The organism is Tianweitania populi (genome assembly GCF_014652875.1).
In the GTDB taxonomy this organism is placed as follows: domain Bacteria; phylum Pseudomonadota; class Alphaproteobacteria; order Rhizobiales; family Rhizobiaceae; genus Tianweitania; species Tianweitania populi.
Genome location: NZ_BMZQ01000002.1, coordinates 936790 through 958415, shown reverse-complemented (window position 1 = coordinate 958415; position 21626 = coordinate 936790). Strand labels below are relative to the sequence as shown.

The following is a 21626-nucleotide window of genomic DNA, read 5'->3' as shown; positions in this document are numbered from 1 at the left end:
ATCCATGGCACATAAGAAAGCTGGCGGTTCTTCGCGCAACGGTCGCGATTCGGAATCCAAGCGCCTTGGCGTGAAGAAGTTCGGTGGCGAGCAGGTCATTCCGGGCAACATCATCATTCGTCAGCGCGGCACCAAGTGGCATCCGGGCACCAATGTGGGCATGGGCAAGGACCATACCCTTTTTGCGCTCGTTCCAGGTGCCGTGTCGTTCCGCGCGAAAGCCAACGGCCGTACCTACGTGTCGGTCGACGCACTGGCCGAAGCCGCGGAGTAGCCGGTTCCGCACCACCAACACCGGCACCCATCTCGGGGTCCGGTGTCTGGTGAAAAACCAGATCAGATGAAGGGGAGATGGGCAGCCATCTCCCCTTTTTTCTTGTGCTCTGGAGGGACTGCACATGGTTGTCGAGACGGATGAGGTCGACGAAGCGCAGGCACTGACGATCAACTGCCCGGTATTGATCACCGAACGACTGGTGATGCGTCCGCCGCATGCGGACGACGTGGCCGATCTCGTAAAATTGGCCAATGACCGCCAGCTTGCTGCCATGCTCGCAACCATGCCGCATCCCTATGGCGAACAGCACGCGCTGGCCTTTATCAATAACTGGAGCCAGCCCCGAGCCGGGGCAGGCTATGCGCTGACCCTCGCTGACACCGGCGCCCTTATTGGTTGCGCCAGCCTGATCCAGGGCCGCCAGGGTCTCACGCTCGGCTACTGGATCGGCCGTCCGCATCAGGGTCAAGGCTTCGCCACCGAAGCAGCACATGCGCTTGTCGATCTGGCTTTTCGCGCCACTGAGATCGATCGGCTTTATGCCAGCTGCCGCGTCGTTAACACGGCCTCGCGTCGCGTCATCCAGAAATGCGGCTTCCATTATGCCGGCCCCGGCCTGGCGCAATCACGCGTGGCCGGCCAGGTGCCGGTCGAGCACTATCAGCTCGATCGCAAGATCTGGATCAGCCTGCGCTCATGGCCGCGTAACGGTTGAAGCGTCAACTTTGTCGGCGGGGTATGGCGTGCGCAAGAGGATCGCCAGCCCCACCGCCAAGAACAGGATGATGGTCGCCATGCCCGCCGCCGGCGAGCCGGACAGGGCTGTGACGGTCGCCACCACGAAGGGCGCGACGAAGCTGGTGGCCCGGCCGGCCAGCGCATAAAGGCCAAAATACCGCCCCGCATTTTCAGGCGGGATACTGCGGGCGAGGTAAGCGCGCGACGAAGCCTGCACCGGCCCGAATGCCACGCCGATCATCAGGCCGTAGAAGATATAGGCCTTTTCGGCCGTCGACCCGAACAGCCCTGGCACATCGGCTGCGCCGAGCGGCAGCAAGCCGAACAGCGTTGCGGTGGCCGAGGTCGACGCGACACCGAGTGTCGCTACGATGAGGATCACCAGCGACAACACCACCACCACCTTGGAGCCGAAGCGGTTGTCGAGCCGGCTGGCGGTCAAACAGCCGATGATCGCCGCAACGTTCAGGATGATGCCGAAAAGACCGATCTCGGTCACTGACCACGAGAACAGCAGCGCTGCAAATGTGCCGCCAAGCGCAATGAGCGCGTTGACGCCGTCCTGAAAGATCATGCGCGCCACGAGAAAGCGCAGAATGCCCGGACGGCCGCGGACCTCCGTCAGCGTATCGCGCAGCTCGCCCAAGCCTTGTTTCATGGCTTTGCCAACCGGCGTTCCCGTACGCGTATCGGGCGTGAACAGGAACATCGGCAGGATGAAAACAAGATACCAGATGGCAGCGATCGGTCCTGTCGCGCGCGCATCTTCGCCAGCAGCCGGATCGAGCCCGAGCAAAGGCGCGAAGCCTAGCAGGGTGCGGCCGGTGTCCGGCGTCCCGGCGATGAAGCCGACCACGAAGATCAGCACCACCATGCCGCCCGCATAGCCCAAACCCCAGGCGAGGTTGGAGATGCGGCCGATATCGCGCCCCATGCCGAGCCGCGGCAGCATGGAATCGTTGAAGACGATGGAGAACTCGGCCGCAACGGAAGCCAGCGCAAATACCAGCAGCGGCCAGAACAGGTTTGAACCGGGTGCCGCCCACCAAAGGAGGATCAGGCTGGTGATCTTGATGAAGGCGAAGATACCGATCCAGATCTTGCGTCGACCGGTCTGGTCGGCAACCGAGCCCAGAACCGGCGACAGGATCGCGATCACCAGACCGGCGGCGGCGATGCCATAGCCCCAAGCCGCCTGCCCCACGGCAGGGTCCTCCACCATTCGCGACACGAAATACGGGCCGAAGATGAAGGTGGTGACCACCGTGAAAAAGGGCTGAGCAGCCCAATCAAACAGCATCCACCCCCAGATGCCCTTGCCCGTCGCTGCCTTGGCATCGATGGCAGCGGGCGATGTGGGGGCGGTTGACGTCATCCTTGCGCCAGATCGGACAGGATGCCGGACGCAACGGTGAGCTTGGACACGGTCAGCTCACCGGAATCCGTCAGCGCTTCCAGCCGCGAGCGCGCGCGCAACACGGGCTCGCCCGCCTTCGCTACCCAGTCATCGGGAGACGTCTCGCCGGTTGGTTCCGCCTGCAAGACCGCCGCCGCGATTCTGCGACGCGCGGCACCAACCGCATCTTCCGCCCGCGTCAGCGCCAGGCCTTCATAATAGTCGGTCGGATTGAGGTTGCGGATGGCATCCTCGATGCGGCCGATACGGAAGAAGGCAGTCACCGCGAAGAAAGCTTTAGCGGCTGCCGGCAAGGTCGAGCCGGAGCGTGCCGCCACCTGCATGATTTCGGGAATCACGTGCAGCACGTCGAGCAGCGCAAGCTTGTCGGCAAGCTCCGGCGAAACACCCTGCTCGGCCAGACCACGCGCGCGCTCCTGCAGTCTGTCGCGCATGCCGTCGGGCAGCAGCTCCGGAAGCGCCGTTTCCAGCGCTGTTCGCGTGGCGCGCAAATCCACGATCTGCTCGGCCAGCGGCTTGTCGCGTTCGCCATTGCGCAGCTGCCAAGTCGTGGCATGGCGTGCCAGCCGGGCAATCGCCGCATAAAGATCGAGCTGCGCATGCCCGTCGATCTTGGTGTCGAGCGCATCCACCGCCGCGTAAAGCGCGGCGAGTTCGAAGCCATCGCGCACGAGGACATAGGCATGCACGACTTCGGCGGCACTTGCCCCCGTCATGTCTTGCAGCCGCGACACGAACGCCGGCCCGCCGCGATCCACGATGTCGTTGGCCACTTCGGTGGCGATGATCTCGCGGCGCAAGCGATGGCTGAGGATTTCGTCGCGATAGGGCTCGGCCATTTCACGCGGGAAGTAGCCGATCAGATCGCGCTCGAACACCGGCTCATCAGGCAAACCGCTACCGACGAGATCGGAGAACAAAGTCAGCTTGGCATAGGCCAGAAGCACGCCGAGTTCCGCGCGCGTCAAAGGCACGCCACGGCTTTCGCGATCGGCCAGTTGCACGTCCGAGGGCAGCACTTCCACCGCGCGATCCAGGAGATTGCGCTCTTCCAGCCCGGTGATGAAGCGGCGCTGGTAAGGCAGTTCCACCAGCCCGCGACGCTCGGCAAGCGAAAGCGCGAGAGTTTGCCGATAGTTGTTCTCCAGTACCAGCGACGCCACCGAACCCGTCATCTCCGCCAAGAAGACATTGCGGTCTTCGCGTGTCAGACGGCCGGAGCGCATGGCTGAAGCCAGCGCGATCTTAATGTTCACTTCCAGATCCGACGAGTTCACGCCGCCGGAATTGTCGATCGCGTCGGAATTGCAGCGCCCGCCGCGCAGACCATATTCGATGCGCGCGCGCTGAGTCACGCCGAGATTGGCGCCCTCGCCGATCACCTTGGCGCCGACATCCCCACCGGTGATGCGGATCGGATCATTGGCGCGGTCGCCGACATCCGCATTGTTCTCGCTCGAGCCGCGAATATAGGTGCCGATGCCGCCAAACCAGAGCAGGTCGACCGGCAGCTTGAGGATCGCCGTCATCACCTCGGTCGGCGAGGCGCTCGTCTTCTCCAAGCCGAGCAGAGCGGCCGCTTCTGGCGACAGCGTGATCGTCTTCTGATTGCGTGGCACGATCATGCCGCCCTTGGACAGGAGGCTCTTGTCGTAATCCTGCCAGGACGAGCGCGGCAGATCGAACAGCCGCTTGCGCTCCGCAAAGCTCGCGGCGATGTTCGGCTGCGGGTCGATGATGATGTCGCGATGGTCGAACGCCGCCACCAGCTGCGTTTGCTCCGAAAGGAGCATGCCATTGCCGAACACGTCGCCCGACATGTCGCCGACGCCGGCAACCGTGAACGGCTCAGACTGGATGTCGCGGTTCATTTCGCGGAAATGCCGCTTCACCGCTTCCCAGGCGCCGCGCGCGGTGATGCCCATCTTCTTATGGTCATAACCAGCCGAACCGCCGCTGGCGAAAGCATCGTCTAGCCAAAAATCATGCGCCTGGCTGATGGCATTGGCCGTGTCGGAGAAGGTCGCCGTTCCCTTGTCGGCGGCAACCACGAAATACGGATCGTCTTCGTCGCGGCGCAGAACGTTTACCGGCGCAACGACATGGTCGCCGATGATATTGTCGGTGATCGACAACAGCGCCGATACGAAAGTGACGTAAGCCTGCGTGCCTGCTTCGAACACGGCATTGCGCGACCCGCCCGTCGGCAGCTTCTTAGGAAAAAACCCACCCTTCGCGCCCACCGGCACGATCACGGCATTCTTCACCTGCTGCGCCTTTACGAGGCCCAGCACTTCGGTACGATAATCCTGCGCCCGGTCAGACCAGCGCAAGCCGCCGCGCGCCACCGGCCCGAAGCGCAGATGCACGCCTTCGACTTCCGGCCCGTAAACGAAGATTTCCCGCCATGGGCGTGGTTCCGGCAGACCGGTCACGGCGCGAGCGTCCAGCTTCAGCGCCAACGTCGCGCCAACTGGTGTGTCGCCGGCGAAATGGTTGGTGCGCAGCGTGGCCTGCACGAGGTTGAGGAAGCGGCGCAGAACCGTGTCGTCATCAAGGCTCGCGACATCGTCCAGCGCCTGCAGGATTGCGTCGGCGCTTGTCGTTTCGGCGGCTGCATCGCCGGCCTCCAGGCGGGCCTGGAACAGGTCGAGCAAGGCGCGCGCGATAGAAGGCGAGCGGTTGAGAACGCCTGCGATAAAATCCTGGCTTTGCGGAATACCGGCCTGCTGCAGGTAATGGCCGTAAGCGCGCAGAACCACGATGTCTTTAGCCGAAAGATCTGCCGTCAGCGCCAGACCATTATAGCCGTCATTGTCGGCCTGGCCGTTCCACACTGCCAGGAACACGCTTTCGAAAAGCAGGCCCGCATCGGCCAGATCGAGCGCGCGCCCATCCGCCGGTTCCAGTTCCATGTCATGGATGAAGTCGGCGCCGTCACCTTGCGTGTACGGGATTTCGAAGGTGCGTTCGCTGATGACCCGGAAGCCCATATTTTCCAGCAGCGGCACGCGCTTGGACAACGGCACCGGGGCTGCGAAATGATGGATCTTCAGGGACAGCGCGGTATCCGGCTGGTCCTCGCGGCGATAAAAGTCGATCGCGATCCCGTTGTCTGCCGTCAAGCCGGCCAAACGCTCGGCATCGAGCAACGCATCAACAGGCGAGAAGCTTTCGCGATAAGATTCGGGCAAGCGGGCGGCAACCGTCAGTGCTTGCGGCGCCGGTCCAGCCTGGATCGCGGCTTCGCGCAGCGTATCATCCCAGGTGCGCACGATGGCACGAACGGCCTCTTCCAGCTCGGCCTGCGACGGCGTCGGCGTTTGCCCTTCCGAGCGGCCGATAATGAAGTGCACGCGCGCCAGACCGCCTTCCGGGAAGGACGGATAATAGGCCGACACACGGCCGCGATAGATGTCCTTGAGGTAAGCCGCGATCTTCTCGCGCACGATTGAATCGTAGCGATCGCGCGGCACGAAAACCAGCACCGCCACGAAGCGGTCGAACTGGTCGGCCCGCGTCAGCACCCGCACCCGCGGCCGCTCGCCCAGCGCCAGGATGGCTTCGGCATGGTCACGCAGAACCGGAACCTCAATCTGGAACAGCTCGTCACGCGGATAGCTTTCCAGCACATTGATCAGCGCCTTGCCGCTGTGGTCGCCCGGATCGAAGCCGAGCTCGCCGATCACCGTCTTCGCCTTGGAGCGCAGATAGGGGATGGTCATCACCGAACGTGTGTAGGCGGTGGAGGTGAACAGACCCACTATGCGCAGCTCACCCTGCAAACTGCCATCGGCGCCAAAAGTCTTGACCCCGATGTAATCGAGATAAGCACGGCGATGCACGGATGTTTTGGCATTGGCCTTGGTGACCAGCAGCGGCTCCGGCCCATGCAGGAAAGCGCGGATTTCCGGCGTGGTGACAACCGGCTCACTGCCGCGGCGCAGAACGCGCATATCTGGATCGGACAGGATGCCGAGGCCCGGCGCATCCACGCGCTCCAGCCCGCCTTCAGCGGCATCGCCCTGATAATGGAAGTCGCGCATGCCAAGGAAGGTGAAATTCTCGTCACGCAGCCATTCCAGGAAAGCGACCGCTTCATCTACGGCCGGCTTAGCCAGCTGCGCCGGCGCCTCGCGCAGACCGGCGATCGCCTGGTCCAAACGCGCCAGCATCGGCTGCCAGCCCGTGACTGCGTCCTTCACCTGCTTGAGAACGGACAGGATGCGCTGCTTCAAAAGCTCGGCATCGGCGCTGCTCAGCTGCGTGGTGTGGATCTGGATCACGCTGACGCGATCTGTCTCCGTCCCGTTCTCTCCGGAAACGATCTCGGCATAGGCGTCATCCGCGCCATGCCGCACATCGAAGATCGGATGCACCACCAGCACCGCTTCGCCGGTGTCAGCGGCCACCTCGCCCACAACCGAATCGAACAGGAAGGGCATGTTGTCGTTGATCACGGTGATCGCGGTCAGCGGCGTCTTGCTATTCGGCACCGCAAGCGCATCGAAGGCAACGACGCTCTGGCCACGCCGGTGCTGTCTTAGCGCTGCTTTCGCAAACGCAGCCGCCGCTTCCAGGGTCGCCGCATCGTAGCGCGCCAGATCCTCCGCAGGCGCGCGTTCAAAGAGACGCTTGGCAAAGCTCGGACCAGTGGGATCCTGAGGCGAAGTTCGGCTTGCGCTGTCCACGATTTCCTCCAGACATCTGCTTTGCAGGTCTATCTAGCAGATCAAGGCCGTTTATCGACCATCTGCAAAGGGAAAGTGCGCGATAAGGATGATGCAGTTATGACGGGGCGGCTCAGCGCGACGCTATTGCCGCCGCAGCGCCCGCCATCGCCGTCGCGCTCAAACGATTGGCAATGCGCATGGCAGACGGGCTGCGCAGGAAGCGTCGGGCTTGCGATGCTGCTACGGCCCAGCCGATGTCGATTGCCATCAGCACGATCACCATCGTGGCCGTCAGTTCCACCCAGCCCACGAGGGATACGCGGCCGAGATCGATGATGGTCGGCAGAAGCGCGAGATAGAACATCATGATCTTGGGATTGCCCAGCGTCACCGCCAGACCTGTCGCAAACATCTGCCACGGCGCGTCGGCTTTCGGCAGGGTCTCGCCATCCGCTTTCACCGGCGCGGTCCACATCTTGCCAGCAAGCCAGGCAAGGTAGGCAACGCCTGCCCACTTGATCACGGTGAAAGCGAGATGGAAGGTCTGCGCGATGAAGGCGAGGCCGAACACGGCGAGCGACAGCCAGATCGCCTCGCCCACCCACATCGCTGCAAGAAACGGCAGCACGCTCCTGATACCGCCGGTCAGCACCCGCGCCACAAGGGCCGCGATGCTGGGACCCGGCGAGCCGGCCGCCACGAACAGCGCGCCGGCAAAGATCAGGAGCGAACCGAGGTCCATGTTGTTTAAGCCGCTGCCTTCTTGTTCTGGCGGTTGGCCACGAGATCGTCCACCACTGCCGGATCGGCAAGCGTCGACGTATCGCCCAGCGCGCCGTAATCGTCCTCGGCGATCTTTCTGAGAATACGGCGCATGATCTTGCCTGAGCGGGTTTTCGGCAGGCCCGGCGAGAACTGGATTTTGTCCGGCGAAGCAATGGCGCCGATCTCGCGGCGCACATGCGCAACGAGGTCCTTGCGCAACTCGTCGGTCGGCTCCACGCCATTCATGAGCGTGACATAGCAGTAGATGCCCTGCCCCTTCACGTCATGCGGATAGCCGACAACAGCCGCTTCCGAAACCTTATCGTGGCTGACCAGCGCCGATTCAACTTCTGCCGTGCCCATGCGGTGGCCCGAAACGTTGAGCACGTCATCGACGCGGCCCGTGATCCAGTAATAGCCGTCCTCGTCGCGGCGGCAGCCATCGCCGGTAAAATACTTGCCGGGATAGGTCGAGAAGTAGGTCTGCACGAAGCGCTCGTGGTCGCCGTAAACCGTGCGCATCTGCCCCGGCCAGCTGTCCACAATGCAGAGATTTCCGTCGGCTGCCCCTTCCAGCACGCCGCCTTCCGCATCCACCAGCTGCGGCTGTACGCCGAAGAAGGGGCGTGTCGCCGAACCCGGCTTGAGGTCGGTCGCGCCCGGCAGCGGCGTAATGAGAATGCCACCAGTTTCCGTCTGCCACCACGTATCCACGATCGGCACGCGGCTGTCGCCCACCACCCTGTAATACCATTCCCACGCTTCGGGATTGATCGGCTCGCCGACCGAGCCCAGCACCTTTAGCGACTTGCGCGAGGACGAGGTCACGTAATCGTCGCCCGCCCCCATCAGCGCGCGCAGCGCCGTCGGCGCGGTATAGAAGATGTTGACCTGATGCTTGTCGATCACCTGCCAGAAGCGGGACTGGTCGGGATAGTTCGGGATGCCCTCGAACATCAGCGTCGTCGCGCCATTCGCCAGCGGACCGTAAACAATGTAGCTATGGCCCGTGACCCAGCCCACATCGGCCGTGCACCAATAAACGTCACCGTCATGGTAATCGAAGACGTATTCATGCGTCATCGAGGCATAAACGAGATAGCCGCCGGTTGTGTGCAGCACGCCCTTCGGCTTGCCGGTGGAACCCGATGTGTAAAGGATGAACAGCGGATCTTCCGCATTCATTGCTTCAGCCGGGCAATCCGGCGAGGCCTTTTCAACCGCTTCGTGAAACCAGATGTCGCGGCCGTTAGCCCAGCTCACAGCCCCGCCGGTGCGCTTCACCACCAGCACCTTGTTGACCATCACATATTGCCGCGCGGCGATGTCGATCGCCTTGTCGGTATTATCCTTCAGCGGAATCTTCTTGCCGCCGCGCAGACCCTCGTCCGCAGTAATCACGAAGGTGGATTCGCAGCCGACGATGCGGCCGGCCAGCGCATCCGGCGAAAAGCCGCCGAACACGATCGAATGAACGGCGCCGATGCGCGCGCAAGCCAGCATGGCATAAGCCGCTTCGGGGATCATCGGCATATAGATCGTGACACGGTCGCCCTTTTGGACGCCGTTGTCCTTCAGGACATTGGCCAGCCGGCAAACCTGATCGTGCAGTTCGCGATAGGTGATCTTGCGATCGTCCTTCGGGTCGTCGCCCTCCCAGATGATCGCGACCTGATCACCGCGCTTTTCAAGGTGGCGGTCGATGCAGTTCACCGAAACATTGGTTTCGCCATCCTCGAACCAGCGGATCACGACATCATCGTCGAAGCTGGTATTCTTGACCTTGGTGAAAGGCTTGGACCAGTCGATCCGCTTGCCGTGCTTGCCCCAGAACGCCTCGGGGTCGCGCACGCTTTCCTCGTACCACGCGCGGTAGGTGTCGTCGTCGATCAGCGCGCGCGCTTTCCAGTCCGGCTGAACGGCGTGAAGCTGGTTCTCGGTCATAAACATGCCTCCCTCAACAAGCGCCTTGCTTGGCGCTCCTCCTTGGTGCGTTCCTAGCAAACCTGCCGCCTCAGTGACATTAGACCTTTGCAGCGGTCCCAGCCAAGCTGCCCGCAACAAAGATGCATCGGGCGAGCAAACAAAAGCGCGGCCGCCACCGGCAGCCGCGCTTCCATCTCAGCGATTGATCAGCTTTCCGGCTTGAACGGGGCGGGACGGCGCCCGGCACCTTGCCGCTCTAGCATCCAGCCCGGATATTCCGGCGCCAGCTTGCTGATCTCGTCGAGCTTGCCGAGATCGTCGGCGTCGAGTTGCAGATCCACAGCGGCAAGGTTCTGCTCGAGCTGATCCATGCGGCTTGCGCCGATAATTACGCTCATCACGAACGGCTTGGCGAGAATATAGGCCAGCGCCACGGTCGCGACGTCCGAGCCGTGCTTGCTCGCCACCTCGCGCATGGCGGCGACGATCGGCCAGGCCTTGTCGGTGTTCACCGGCGGGAAGTCGAAGTTCTTGCGACGGCCCTCCGCCTCGTTCGGCGCACCCGGTCCATATTTGCCGGACAGCAATCCGCCGGCGAGCGGCGACCACACCATGAGGCCGAGCTTTTCTTCCGCCATCAGCGGCACGATCTCACGTTCGAGATCGCGGCCGGCAATGGAATAATAGGCCTGCACGGTCTCGAAGCGCGCGCTGTCCTTGCGTTCCGAAATGCCCAACGCCTTGGCGATGCGCCAGGCCTGCCAGTTTGACACGCCGATATAGCGCACGAGCCCGCTCGACACGAGATCGTCCAGCGCCCGCAACGTTTCGTCGATCGGCGTCACCGTATCGGTGCCATGCAGCTGGTACAAATCGACATAATCCAGCTGGAGATTGTCGAGGCTCTGCTCGATCGAATCCATGATATGGCCGCGCGACGATCCGCGCTGATTGGGCTTGTCGCCCATCGGCCCATGCACCTTGGTGGCAATCACGACCTCATCGCGCGGCACGTCGAGATCGGTCAGCGCCTGCCCGAGCAACCGCTCGGATTCGCCGAACGAATAGACATTAGCGGTGTCGATGAAGTTGACGCCGGCAGCCAGCGCCCGCTCCACGATTTCGTTTGCGCCGTCCTGGCCGAGGCTGGCGATCTTGCCCCACTGGCCTTCGCTGGCTTCACCAAAGGTCATGGTGCCCAGGCAGATTTCGGAAACAAACAGGCCGGTGCGGCCAAGCTGATTATACTTCATGAGGAGATCTCCTTGGTCATCCCTCCCGATGATCGGGCTTGCCTGTGAAGGGAGGAAGACAAGGGGATAGATGGAACGCAGGACGCTCCGCGCAACCACATCCGAAACTTTCAGACTGGTAGAGCCAAGTTCACGGCTTGGTCGATTGCGTTGCAAGCCTCCTTGTCTTAGCCATGATGGTTCCTGTCGGAAACGACCTGTTTTCGATGGCAAGAAGCCGAATTGGAGCAGGAAATGCGCAAGATACTTCTCGCAAGCGCGGCTTTTGCCGCATCCCTCGCCTTTAACTCCGCCGCCCAAGCCGACATCGCGGTCGGTCTGATCGCGCCGCTTACCGGTCCTGTTGCTGCTTATGGCGCACAGGTGAAGAACGGCGCGGAAACTGCTGTTGCCGTGATCAACGCCGCCGGCGGCATCAAGGGCGAAAAGCTCGTGCTGACGCTGGCCGACGACGCCGGCGATCCGACGCAAGGCGTGTCGGCCGCCAACAAGCTGGTTGCCGACGGCATCAAGTTCGTGGTCGGCCCGGTCACCTCCGGCGTTGCCATGGCCGCGTCTGACGTGTTTGCCGAAAACGGTGTCCTGATGGTCACCCCGACCGCGACCTCGCCGGAATTGACGAGCCGCGGCCTCACCAACGTGCTGCGCACCTGCGGCCGTGACGACCAGCAGGCCGGCGTTGCTGCCGATTATGTCTTGAAGAGCCTCAAGGACAAGCGCATCGGCATCGTCCATGACAACGGCACTTATGGCAAAGGCCTCGCCGATGCCTTCAAGGCCGGCATCAACAAGGGCGGCGTAACGGAAGTGTTCTACAATTCGCTGACACCCGGCGAAAAGGACTTCTCCGCGCTCACCTCGCGCCTCAAGGCCGAGAACGTCGAAATCATCTATTTCGGCGGCTACCATCCGGAAGGCGGCCTGCTTGCCCGCCAGCTGAAGGACGCCGGCGTCAACGCCACCATCATTGGCGGCGAAGGCCTGTCCAACACCGAATTCTGGTCCATCGGCAACGAAGCCGCCGCCGGCACGCTCTTCACCAATGCCAGCGACGCCTCCAAGAACCCGGCTTCCGCCGACGCGATCAAGGCGCTGCAGGACAAGAACATCCCGGCCGAAGCCTTCACGCTCAACGCCTATGCTGCAGTGGAAGTGCTGAAAGCCGGCATCGAAAAAGCCGGCGCCGACGACAGCGCAACCGTTTCCACCGCCCTTAAGGACGGCCAGCCCATCAAGACCGCCATTGGCGACCTCACCTATGGCGAAACCGGTGATCTTTCCTCGCCAAGCTTCTCCCTCTTCAAGTGGGAAGCCGGCAAGATCGTCGCCGCTGGCGAGTAAAGCCGCTTAGCAGCCACAAAAAAGGGCCGGTTCGCCGGCCCTTTTCACGTGAATCATCTCGGTGGCCGTCCAAGCACGCATCAGCGCTTTACGATCTCACATGTACAAGATGTAAGGTTCCCGGATCCCGGGATCCGAAGTCGGAAAATCCTTGGTGCTGCGCGTCACGAGGATACGTCCTGTCGTTTGCGCGGAAGCCCAAATGACAGCATCCGGCAGCTTGATACGATGAGCACGTCGCAAAGCAACCGCCGCACTGGCGATCTTGTTATCCAGAGCGAGGAGGTCAAATCCTTCAAGGAAACGCCTTGTTGGATCAACCCGATCAGCCTTCGCGCCGACCATGACCTCCATCCAGGTAATGATGCTGATGGCCGGATTTTGGTAGCGACTGATTTCCTCGCGGGCCTGGGGAACGCCGTTCAAATAGTCGATAAGAATATTCGTATCGAGCAGCGCACCTACCATTCCTTGCGCGCCTCATTCTGATAGGCAAGGCCATCAACCTTCTGCTCACCCCACAAGCCGAAGCCGTCTTCGACTTGTTCGCGGCTATGGCGGTCGAGATAATCGTTGATTGCTGCACGGATCAGCGACGCACGGGACTGGCGCATGCGCTTCGAGAGGATGTCCAGAGCCTCGACTTGAGCGTCGTTCATGTCAACTAGGGCTCGCATGCCAGCCTCCTATGATATGCAGGATAGATATCATTCTTAGCGAGGTCATGGAAGAGAAGGTTGACGCCAAACGCCTTCAATTTCGCCTCTGTTCAAGAAACTATCAACGTCACCAACCCATTCCCTATACTCCGCCCATCGCCCTCGTTGGGAACTCTGGTGCTGCGTGCGCAGCGAGCCAGCCTCGAAGGACGCACCCTGCTCGCCTACCTCCCTCACCGCGCCCCAAAAATCGCCGACCCCACCCGCACTGACGTCGCGCCAAACGCAACCGCCGTCTCGTAATCCCCCGACATCCCCATCGAAAGCTTCTCCACCCCCGCTTCTCGCGCGAGCTTCTCCAGCAGCGCGAAATGGGGTCCGGGGTTCTCGTCCGCCGGTGGAATACACATCAGGCCTTCGATCGCCAGGCCGTGCACATCGCGGCAGCGGGTCACGAAAGCCACTGCTTCCGTTGACTCGACTCCCGCTTTTTGCGGCTCGGATCCCGTATTCACCTGCACATAAAGCCGGATCTGCCGGTTTTGCTTCGCAATCTCCCTAGAAAGTTCGGCCGCGATCTTCTCGCGATCCACCGTTTCGATCACGTCGAACAGCGCAACGGCATCCTTCGCCTTGTTCGATTGCAGTGGCCCGATCAGGTGCAAGACGACATCGGCAAATTCGGCCTTCAGCGCCGGCCATTTGCCTTGTGCTTCCTGCACCTTGTTCTCGCCGAACACCCGCTGTCCGGTGTCCAGCACCGGCCGGATCGCCTCGCCATCGAAGGTCTTGGACACGGCGACAAGCGCCGCCGAACCGGCCGGACGCTGCGCCTGGCGCTCGGCATCCGCGATCCGTGACAAGACCTGGTTGAGGTTGTCGACTGCGTCCGGCATGGTTGCATTCTCCTGCGATCTATGGCTTGCCGTTTGGAGCCGAACAGCTCGCTTCGTCAAGCGAGAGGCCGGTTTTTGACTTGTCGGTGACGCAGATCGCCCCACTTGCCCACCCGGTGCGTGACACGGTCGCGCCCGAAATCTGCCCTCAGGAGACCATGTTCCGTTGACCGATCACCAAGCCCCGCCCGCAGCCAAACCCGTCGGATTGACCGAAGGCGTCAATCGATCTGTTTTCTTCGGCTCGGTGGGTATCACGCTGGCCTTCGTGCTTGCCGGCGTCCTTTCTCCGGAGGGCTCTGCCGCTTTGTTCAAAGCGGTGCAATCCTGGATCGTCTCGGAGCTTGGTTGGGTTTATCTCCTTTCGGTTGCGATCTTCCTGCTTTTCACATTGTTCCTGGCCGTTTCCAATTTTGGACGCATCAAGCTCGGACCCAACCATTCCGAACCCGATTACAGCTACGGTGCCTGGTTCTCGATGCTGTTTGCCGCCGGTATGGGCATCGGCCTCGTTTTCTTTGGCGTGGCGGAACCCGTCACCCACTTCGCCAAGCCGCCGGTGGGCGATCCCGAAACGATCGCGGCGGCGCGCACCGCCATGGAAATCAGCTACTTCCATTGGGGTCTGCATGCCTGGGCCGTTTATGCCGTGATCGGCCTGAGCCTGGCTTATTTCAGCTTTCGCCACGGATTGCCGCTGACCATGCGCTCGGCGCTTTATCCGATCATCGGCGAGCGCATCTACGGGCCGATCGGCAATGCGGTCGACATCTTTGCGGTCATCGGCACCATCTTCGGCGTGGCGACATCGCTTGGATTGGGCGTGCTGCAGATCAATGCCGGCTTCAGCCATGTGCTGGGATTGCCGACGAGCTTCTGGGTGCAGATGCCCTTGATCGTGGTCATCACGGCAATGGCGACGGTGTCTGTCGCGACCGGTCTCGACAAGGGCATCAAGTTCTTGTCGAACCTCAACATGATCATGGCCGTGGCGCTGATGGCCTTCGTGTTCGTGATGGGCCCTACCACCTTCCTGCTGCGCGCTTTCGTGCAGAATTTCGGCGCCTATCTCGATCAGTTCGTTTTGCGCACCTTCTATATGTATGCCTATGCGCCCGATGAACGCCCCGGCGAATGGCTGGGCAGCTGGACCCTGTTCTACTGGGGCTGGTGGATCGCCTGGTCGCCCTTTGTCGGCATGTTCATCGCCCGCATTTCGCGCGGCCGTACCATCCGCCAGTTCGTGCTCGGCGTTCTTCTCGTTCCCACCGGCTTCAGCTTCGCCTGGATGACCGTGTTCGGCGACACCGCCTTGGGCATGCATCTGACTGGGGCGACCCGCGCCGTGACCGACGCGGTGGCGCAGGATGTCACGCTCGCTTTGTTCGTGTTCCTCGAGCAATTCCCGCTTGGCGTTTATGTCTCGTGGTTCGCCATGTTCCTGATCGTGTTCTTCTTCGTCACAGGCGCGGATTCCTCCGCGCTGGTGATTGATACGATCACCTCGGGCGGTCGTGAGGACGGCCCCACCGCACGGCGCGTGTTCTGGGCCATCCTGTCCGGCGTCATCGCCATGGTGCTGTTGTGGGCCGGTGGCCTCGATGCCCTGCAAACCGCTTCGATCGCCGGTGCGCTGCCCTTCACCTTCGTGATGCTCATCATGTGTTACGGGTTGTGGAAGGGTTTGGCGCGCGAAGGCATTCGCCAGAACGCGCTGACCCAGACCTTGCGCCCGCGCGCCACGCGCAACTGGCAGCGCCAGTTGCAAGGCATCCTCAATCATCCGAGCCGCAGCGAAGTTACCCGCTTCATGGATGAAACGGCGCGCCCGGCGCTGGAAGAGGTGGCTGAGGAGTTGCGCAAGCGCGACCTCCTTGCGGAAGTGGATGTGCGGGACGATCGCATCCGTCTGAGGGTGGCGCCGGAAGCACCAGAAGCCTTCGCCTATGGCATCCGCATGCGACGCTACGATCTGCCAAGCTACAGCTTCATCGAAAGTGCGGCACGGCGCAGGCACGAGGCGGATCATTACTACCGCGCCGAGGTGTTCCTGGCCGAAGGCAGCCAGGATTATGATGTGATGGGCTTATCCAAGGAGGAACTGATCCAGGACGTGTTGTCGCAATATGACCGGCACTTCCAGTTCCTGCATGCTGCCGGCGCCTGAGGCGCTCAGCGGACCTTCGCAATCGCGCCGCACCAAGAATGGCTTGCAAACCTTGGCTGGCACCTTATTGATGCCGCGCGATTGTGAAAGTGACCCGTCCCATGCCCGTCGAACGCTATAATCCCCGTGCTGCCGAGCCCAAATGGCGCGAAGCCTGGGATTCCGCCAAGCTGTTCGAAACGAAGAACAACGATCCGCGCCCGAAATATTACGTGCTGGAGATGTTCCCCTATCCGTCGGGGCGCATCCATATGGGCCACGTCCGCAATTATACGCTGGGCGACGTTTTGGCGCGCTACCGCAAGGCCAAGGGCTTCAACGTTCTGCACCCAATGGGCTGGGACGCTTTCGGCATGCCGGCCGAGAATGCGGCCATGCAGAACAAGGTTCATCCCAAGGACTGGACCTATCAGAACATCGCGACGATGCGGACGCAGTTGAAGTCGATGGGCCTGTCGCTCGACTGGTCGCGGGAATTCGCGACTTGCGATGTCGATTATTACCATCGCCAGCAGATGCTGTTCATCGACTTCCAGGCCAAGGGTCTGGTTGGCCGCAAAGTGTCCAAGGTCAACTGGGATCCGGTCGACCAGACGGTACTTGCCAACGAGCAGGTGATCGATGGTCGCGGCTGGCGTTCCGGTGCCGAGGTCGAGCAGCGTGAGCTGGCGCAGTGGGTGTTCAAGATCACCGACTACGCGCAGGACCTGCTTGAGTCCCTGGACGGCCTCGACCAGTGGCCGGAAAAGGTCCGCACCATGCAGGCCAACTGGATCGGCAAGTCGGAAGGCCTGTCCTTTTCCTTCGGTCTGGTCGGTGCGCCGGACGGCTTCGACACGCTGCCCGTCTTCACCACACGCCCGGACACCATGTACGGGCCGACCTTTGCGGCGATCGCGGCTGACCATCCGCTGGCCAAGAAGCTTGCGGAAAACAACCCGGACATCGCGGCGTTCAACGAGCAATGCCGCCGCATCGGCACCTCGGCGGCCGAGATTGAGACGGCGGAGAAGCTTGGCTTCGACACTGGCATCAAGGTCACGCATCCCGCTGATCCCAGCTGGACGCTGCCGCTCTTTATCGCCAATTTCGTGCTGATGGATTACGGCACGGGCGCCATTATCGGCTGCCCGGCGCATGACCAGCGCGACCTCGACTTCGCCCGTAAATACGACCTGCCGGTGATCGACGTCTTCCTGCCCTTGGACAGCGATGAGCGCGTCGGAAACACCGCCTTCGTGCCGCTGAAGACGCAGCCCGTGCGCTATGTGCAATGGGTCGGCGAGCCCTGCACGCAGACAGCCTATGAAGCCATGTCGCGCTCGCTCGAAATCTTCGAGAAGGATGGCTGGGGCACACGCGAGACGCAGTTCCGTTTGCGCGACTGGGGCATTTCGCGCCAGCGCTACTGGGGCTGCCCGATCCCCATGATCCACTGCGAGAGCTGCGGCATCGTTGCCGTGCCGAAGGCCGATCTGCCGGTGAAGCTGCCGGACGACGTGGATTTCGAAACGCCGGGCAACCCGCTCGACCGTCACCCCACCTGGAAGCACGTGAAGTGCCCGTCCTGTGGTGGCGAGGCGCGGCGCGAAACCGACACGATGGACACGTTCGTAGACTCGTCCTGGTATTTTACGCGCTTCACGGCACCTTGGGAAAACGAGCCGACCGATCGCAAGGCGGCCAATGAATGGATGCCGGTCGACCAGTATATCGGTGGCATCGAGCATGCGATCCTGCATCTGCTGTATTCGCGCTTCTTCACCCGCGCCATGCGCGACACCGGCCATGTCGATCTGGCCGAGCCGTTCAAGGGCCTGTTCACGCAGGGCATGGTGGTTCACGAGACCTATAAGGGCCCGAGCGGCTGGGTGACGCCGGCCGAGATCAAGATTTCGGACGTCGACGGCAAGCGCACCGCGACGCTTCTGTCCGATGGCTCGCCGATCGAAATCGGCTCAATTGAAAAGATGTCGAAGTCGAAGAAGAATGTGGTCGACCCCGACGACATCATCGACAGCTACGGCGCCGATACCGCTCGCTTGTTCATGATCAGCGATTCGCCACCGGAGCGCGACGTGATCTGGACGGAAGCGGGAGCGGATGCCTCGCACCGCTTCGTGCAGCGCATCTGGCGTTTGATTGCCGAAGCAGCCGACGGGCTGAAGGCGCCGCAGGGCACTGCCGCCAGCGACCAGACTGTGGCCAAGATCGCCCATCGCACGCTGAAACATGTCGGCGAAGACATCGAGAAGCTCGCTTTCAACAAGGCGGTTGCGCGCATCTACGAACTCGTCAACGCGCTGCACGCCCCGCTGACGGAAGCCGCCTTGACCGGAACGGCCAGCCCGACCCTGCGCCAGGCGGTCGACTTCCTGATTGCGATGATCGCGCCGATGATGCCGCATCTGGCGGAAGAATGCTGGGCGGAAGTCGGCGGCACGGAGATGGTTGCCGCGCGTGCCTGGCCGGACTTCGATCCGTCCTTCCTCGTGGACAATGAGGTCACCTTGCCGATCCAGATCAACGGCAAGAAGCGTGGTGATTTGACAATTGCCCGCGACGCTGACCAATCTGCCGTGGAAGCCGCCGTGCTGGCGCTGGACTTCGTCCAGGCTGCGCTCGAAGGCCGCCAGCCCAAGAAGATCATCGTGGTGCCGCAAAGGATCGTGAATGTCGTCGGTTGACGTTCGTAACTCTGGCGCGGTCCGGTTCCTGCGCCCCGCCCTCCTCCTTGTTGCAGCAGGCCTGCTCGGCCTTGCCGCCGGCTGTCAGGCCCGCCCGCTTTATGGCAGCGGCGGAACGCTGGTCAGCGGCGCAACCGGCGATGTGACGCCCTTGTCCTCGATCAGCGTCAAGGCTGTCGGCAGCCGCCCGGCGCAAATCGTGCGCAACCAGCTGGTGTTTCTGTTGAACGGCGGCGCCAAGCCACAGGCCACCACACGCTATTCCGTGGGCCTCAACGTTACGTCGGAAACCTCTTCAGCCGCTTATGTCCAGCGCACGAGCGAAGACGAGCCCACCGCAGGTGCCGTCACCATGCGCGGCGCTTACGACATCACGGACACAACAACCGGCCAGGTGATTCGCACCGGCAGCCGCCAGGTTGTTTCGTCCTTCGACGTGCCGCGCCAGCAGTTTTCCGCTTTGCGCGCCGAGCGCGATGCGCAGGAGCGTGCGGGTCGCGAACTCGCCGAACTGCTTCGTCTGGCCATCGCGCAGGACCTGTCGCAGCCGGCAGGCTTCGGCGCCAAGTCCAGCGTTTCGGCCCCGATCGCCGAGGTCACGCCGCGGCCCGGCAACCAGACTCGAGGGTCGATTGCGAACTAAGACTTGCCGGCTTCAGACCGGCCAGAAAGTTGTGGCGCCCGCGTCATCCCCGCGTCATGCTCGCTGTCCAAACAACAGGTCATGGGGCACGGTGTCATGACAGTGAGACCTTCGGTCACGACCGGGGTCGGCAGTTTTCCGGCGGAACTCTTTCCGGCGGATGACCGGCATATCATCGATCGCCTGATCGATGAGCGCACGACCAACCTGTCACGTCACCCCCTTTGGCCCTTAGCCAAGCCGCTCTTGTTCCGGTTGATGCATTATCATCAGGCCGTGCGCATGGCCGACCGCATCGCGCCACTGCCGGGCTGGGACGCGCTCGACTTCATCAGCAAGGTGCTGCAGCTCGATCTCACCATCACCGGGCTGGAAAACATCCCGGCAACCGGCGGCGTCATCCTGGCGCCGAGCCACCCGACCGGCATCGCCGACGGGATTGCGGCTTTCGATCTCGTGAACAAGGTCCGCAAGGACATCGCCATCTTCGCCAATCGCGATGCGCAGCGCGTTGCGCCGCAATTCCGCGACGTGATCATTCCCGTGGAGTGGCGCGCCGGCGAGAAGAGCCATGCCAAGAGCCGCGAAACCCTGGAGCTGACGGCGCGCGCCTTCCAGGAAAAGCGGGCCATCGTGCTGTTCCCGGCCGGCCGCATCGCGTACTGGAATGAGGGCAAGCTGACAGAGCGTCCGTGGCAGACGTCCTTTGTCGCCCTGGCGCGGCGCTACAAGTTCCCTGTCGTGCCGGTGAATATCTCCGCCCGCAATTCCGGCCTGTTCTACTTCCTGTCCAAGCATTCCACCGAACTGCGCGACATGACGCTGTTTCGTGAGCTGCTGAACAAGAAGGGCATGAAGTTCACCTTCCATGTCGGCAAGGCGATCGAACCGGACCAGCTCGACGGCGACCCGGCCGAGCTGACCGCAAGGCTCCAGACCTTTACGGTCGACACGCTGAAGACCAATCCGAACGCCGAGTTCTGAGCCACGCAATAAGCGTAGTGCGTCCTTCGAGGCTCGCTGCGCTGGCGTCTCAGGATGAGGACGGTTGGCGCGCAAGCTCCATCCCGTACGCCGGTCGTGACCTCGTCATCCCTGGGCTTGACCCGAGGATTCATGCCTGAACGATCATTGCGGGTGTCCATCCCTGACAATCGAACAAGCAGGACCGGCATCATCGGAGCTTGCAGAAGCGGGGGTGTGTCCTTCGAGGCTCGCTGCGCTCGCGCCTCAGGATGAGGACGGTTGGTGTTTTGGCACGATTGTCTGGGGCACCAGGGCACGAAGTTTGCTTACTCGCAGGCAAGCCATCTCAACCCTCTCGCAACCGTCCTCATCCTGAGGTGCGAGCCCGCACAGGGTTTATCGAACAAAGCACAACCCCATTCGGGCGAGCCTCGAAGGACGCACGACTCCAAACAAAAAGCCCGGGCATTGCCCGGGCTTTTACGCATTCAGCCGCTATAATCAGCCGATCTTCTGGCCGGTCTTGGCCCAGTCGGCAAGGAAGGTCTCGAGGCCCTTGTCGGTGAGCGGATGCTTCACCAGGGCCTTGAGCGTGGCGGGCGGTGCGGTGATGACGTCGGCGCCGATCAGCGCGGCCTGCTTGACATGGTTCACGGTGCGGATCGAGGCCGCCAGGATTTCCGTGCTGTAATCGTAGTTGTCGTAAATCTGACGGATTTCCTGGATCAGCTCCATACCATCCAGACCCATGTCGTCGACGCGGCCGATAAAGGGCGAGATGAAGGTAGCACCGGCTTTGGCGGCGAGAAGCGCCTGGTTGGCCGAGAAGCAGAGCGTGACATTGACGAGGCGGCCGTCGCCGGTGATCGCACGGCAGGCCTTAAGGCCGGGCAGGGTCAGCGGCAGCTTGATGCAGACATTGTCGGCGATCTTCGACAGGAAGTCGGCTTCGCGCATCATCTCGTCATACTCGATCGCCACAACCTCGGCCGAAACCGGGCCTTCGACGATGGAGCAGATTTCCTTGGTGACTTCGGCGATCGAGCCGCCGGACTTGAGGATCAGCGACGGATTGGTGGTGACGCCGTCGAGCAGACCGAGATCGTTCAGCTCACGGATGTCCTTGACGTCAGCGGTATCGACGAAAAACTTCATGGCTGGTCTCCTTGGTATTCGCATGATCGCGGGGATGACAAGCGGGTCTTCAAGCCCCTTGTC

General features: G+C 62.1%; 16 protein-coding genes. 7 read left to right on the top strand and 9 right to left on the bottom strand.

The annotated features are described in order from the left end of the window. Window positions 1–4: 4 nt before the first annotated feature. Together rpmA and IE166_RS13905 are read left to right on the top strand one after the other, a co-directional pair. The gene (rpmA, locus tag IE166_RS13910) at window positions 5–274 is read left to right on the top strand and encodes a 50S ribosomal protein L27 (RefSeq protein WP_189504794.1); all 270 of its coding nucleotides are present in this window, start codon (window positions 5–7) and stop codon (window positions 272–274) included. Window positions 275–398: 124 nt separating this feature from the next. Beyond that, window positions 399–992 carry a GNAT family N-acetyltransferase gene (locus tag IE166_RS13905; protein ID WP_189504792.1) on the top strand — a complete coding sequence of 198 codons (594 nt, stop codon included), beginning with the start codon at window positions 399–401 and terminating at the stop codon, window positions 990–992. Here IE166_RS13905 and IE166_RS13900 read toward each other — a convergent pair. The 5 genes from IE166_RS13900 to IE166_RS13880 form a co-directional block, all read right to left on the bottom strand. Continuing rightward, window positions 972–2390, bottom strand: a complete 1419-nt coding sequence (locus tag IE166_RS13900; RefSeq protein ID WP_189504790.1) for an MFS transporter — start codon at window positions 2388–2390, stop codon at window positions 972–974. The two genes, IE166_RS13905 and IE166_RS13900, sit on opposite strands and share 21 nt — an antisense overlap. Next, window positions 2387–7123 carry an NAD-glutamate dehydrogenase gene (locus IE166_RS13895; protein WP_385965585.1) on the bottom strand — a complete coding sequence of 1579 codons (4737 nt, stop codon included), beginning with the start codon at window positions 7121–7123 and terminating at the stop codon, window positions 2387–2389. The genes IE166_RS13900 and IE166_RS13895 overlap by 4 nt, the downstream gene beginning before the upstream one ends. Window positions 7124–7235: 112 nt before the next feature. Beyond that, window positions 7236–7847 carry a LysE family translocator gene (locus tag IE166_RS13890; RefSeq protein ID WP_189504788.1) on the bottom strand — a complete coding sequence of 204 codons (612 nt, stop codon included), beginning with the start codon at window positions 7845–7847 and terminating at the stop codon, window positions 7236–7238. Window positions 7848–7852: 5 nt separating this feature from the next. Continuing rightward, the gene (gene acs / locus IE166_RS13885; RefSeq protein ID WP_189504786.1) at window positions 7853–9814 is read right to left on the bottom strand and encodes an acetate--CoA ligase; all 1962 of its coding nucleotides are present in this window, start codon (window positions 9812–9814) and stop codon (window positions 7853–7855) included. 188 nt (window positions 9815–10002) lie between these two features. Continuing rightward, the gene (locus tag IE166_RS13880; protein WP_189504784.1) at window positions 10003–11049 is read right to left on the bottom strand and encodes an aldo/keto reductase; all 1047 of its coding nucleotides are present in this window, start codon (window positions 11047–11049) and stop codon (window positions 10003–10005) included. Between the two features lie 234 nt (window positions 11050–11283). Between IE166_RS13880 and IE166_RS13875 the strand changes: the two genes are divergently transcribed. Then, window positions 11284–12390: a branched-chain amino acid ABC transporter substrate-binding protein gene (locus tag IE166_RS13875; RefSeq protein WP_189504782.1), complete on the top strand. Its 1107-nt coding sequence runs from the start codon at window positions 11284–11286 to the stop codon at window positions 12388–12390. A gap of 96 nt (window positions 12391–12486) precedes the next feature. Here the strand turns inward: IE166_RS13875 and IE166_RS13870 are convergent, their stop codons facing one another. From IE166_RS13870 to IE166_RS13860, 3 genes are all read right to left on the bottom strand, one after another. Next, entirely contained in the window at window positions 12487–12858 is a 372-nt protein-coding gene (locus tag IE166_RS13870; RefSeq protein WP_189504780.1) for a type II toxin-antitoxin system VapC family toxin, read from the bottom strand. After that, window positions 12852–13067, bottom strand: a complete 216-nt coding sequence (locus tag IE166_RS13865; RefSeq protein WP_189504778.1) for a ribbon-helix-helix protein, CopG family — start codon at window positions 13065–13067, stop codon at window positions 12852–12854. The genes IE166_RS13870 and IE166_RS13865 overlap by 7 nt, the downstream gene beginning before the upstream one ends. A 215-nt stretch (window positions 13068–13282) precedes the next feature. Further along, window positions 13283–13945 carry a YggS family pyridoxal phosphate-dependent enzyme gene (locus IE166_RS13860; RefSeq protein ID WP_189504776.1) on the bottom strand — a complete coding sequence of 221 codons (663 nt, stop codon included), beginning with the start codon at window positions 13943–13945 and terminating at the stop codon, window positions 13283–13285. A gap of 166 nt (window positions 13946–14111) precedes the next feature. Between IE166_RS13860 and IE166_RS13855 the strand changes: the two genes are divergently transcribed. From IE166_RS13855 to IE166_RS13840, 4 genes are all read left to right on the top strand, one after another. Next, window positions 14112–16112 carry a BCCT family transporter gene (locus IE166_RS13855; RefSeq protein WP_244641469.1) on the top strand — a complete coding sequence of 667 codons (2001 nt, stop codon included), beginning with the start codon at window positions 14112–14114 and terminating at the stop codon, window positions 16110–16112. Window positions 16113–16213: 101 nt separating this feature from the next. Further along, on the top strand, window positions 16214–18799 hold the full coding sequence (gene leuS / locus IE166_RS13850) for a leucine--tRNA ligase (protein ID WP_189504774.1): 2586 nt from the start codon (window positions 16214–16216) through the stop codon (window positions 18797–18799). Beyond that, window positions 18786–19442, top strand: coding sequence for a hypothetical protein (locus IE166_RS13845; protein WP_189504771.1), 657 nt, complete (start codon window positions 18786–18788; stop codon window positions 19440–19442). The genes leuS and IE166_RS13845 overlap by 14 nt, the downstream gene beginning before the upstream one ends. A 96-nt stretch (window positions 19443–19538) precedes the next feature. Next, window positions 19539–20426, top strand: coding sequence for a 1-acyl-sn-glycerol-3-phosphate acyltransferase (locus IE166_RS13840; RefSeq protein ID WP_244641468.1), 888 nt, complete (start codon window positions 19539–19541; stop codon window positions 20424–20426). Between the two features lie 483 nt (window positions 20427–20909). Here IE166_RS13840 and fsa read toward each other — a convergent pair whose 3' ends face one another. Then, window positions 20910–21563 (bottom strand): fructose-6-phosphate aldolase, encoded by a 654-nt coding sequence (fsa, locus tag IE166_RS13835; RefSeq protein WP_189504768.1) that lies wholly within the window; start codon window positions 21561–21563, stop codon window positions 20910–20912. Window positions 21564–21626 lie beyond the last annotated feature (63 nt).

What these genes read in the sequence shown, in the direction of transcription:
- IE166_RS13890 (WP_189504788.1), bottom strand. Translation starts at nt 7,847, where the DNA reads ATGGACCTCGGTTCGCTCCTGATCTTTGCCGGCGCGCTGTTCGTGGCG.
- IE166_RS13870 (WP_189504780.1), bottom strand. Translation starts at nt 12,858, where the DNA reads ATGGTAGGTGCGCTGCTCGATACGAATATTCTTATCGACTATTTGAAC.
- acs (WP_189504786.1), bottom strand. Translation starts at nt 9,814, where the DNA reads ATGACCGAGAACCAGCTTCACGCCGTTCAGCCGGACTGGAAAGCGCGC.
- rpmA (WP_189504794.1), top strand. Translation starts at nt 5, where the DNA reads ATGGCACATAAGAAAGCTGGCGGTTCTTCGCGCAACGGTCGCGATTCG.
- IE166_RS13875 (WP_189504782.1), top strand. Translation starts at nt 11,284, where the DNA reads ATGCGCAAGATACTTCTCGCAAGCGCGGCTTTTGCCGCATCCCTCGCC.
- IE166_RS13900 (WP_189504790.1), bottom strand. Translation starts at nt 2,390, where the DNA reads ATGACGTCAACCGCCCCCACATCGCCCGCTGCCATCGATGCCAAGGCA.
- leuS (WP_189504774.1), top strand. Translation starts at nt 16,214, where the DNA reads ATGCCCGTCGAACGCTATAATCCCCGTGCTGCCGAGCCCAAATGGCGC.
- IE166_RS13880 (WP_189504784.1), bottom strand. Translation starts at nt 11,049, where the DNA reads ATGAAGTATAATCAGCTTGGCCGCACCGGCCTGTTTGTTTCCGAAATC.
- fsa (WP_189504768.1), bottom strand. Translation starts at nt 21,563, where the DNA reads ATGAAGTTTTTCGTCGATACCGCTGACGTCAAGGACATCCGTGAGCTG.
- IE166_RS13840 (WP_244641468.1), top strand. Translation starts at nt 19,539, where the DNA reads ATGACAGTGAGACCTTCGGTCACGACCGGGGTCGGCAGTTTTCCGGCG.
- IE166_RS13905 (WP_189504792.1), top strand. Translation starts at nt 399, where the DNA reads ATGGTTGTCGAGACGGATGAGGTCGACGAAGCGCAGGCACTGACGATC.
- IE166_RS13845 (WP_189504771.1), top strand. Translation starts at nt 18,786, where the DNA reads ATGTCGTCGGTTGACGTTCGTAACTCTGGCGCGGTCCGGTTCCTGCGC.
- IE166_RS13865 (WP_189504778.1), bottom strand. Translation starts at nt 13,067, where the DNA reads ATGCGAGCCCTAGTTGACATGAACGACGCTCAAGTCGAGGCTCTGGAC.
- IE166_RS13860 (WP_189504776.1), bottom strand. Translation starts at nt 13,945, where the DNA reads ATGCCGGACGCAGTCGACAACCTCAACCAGGTCTTGTCACGGATCGCG.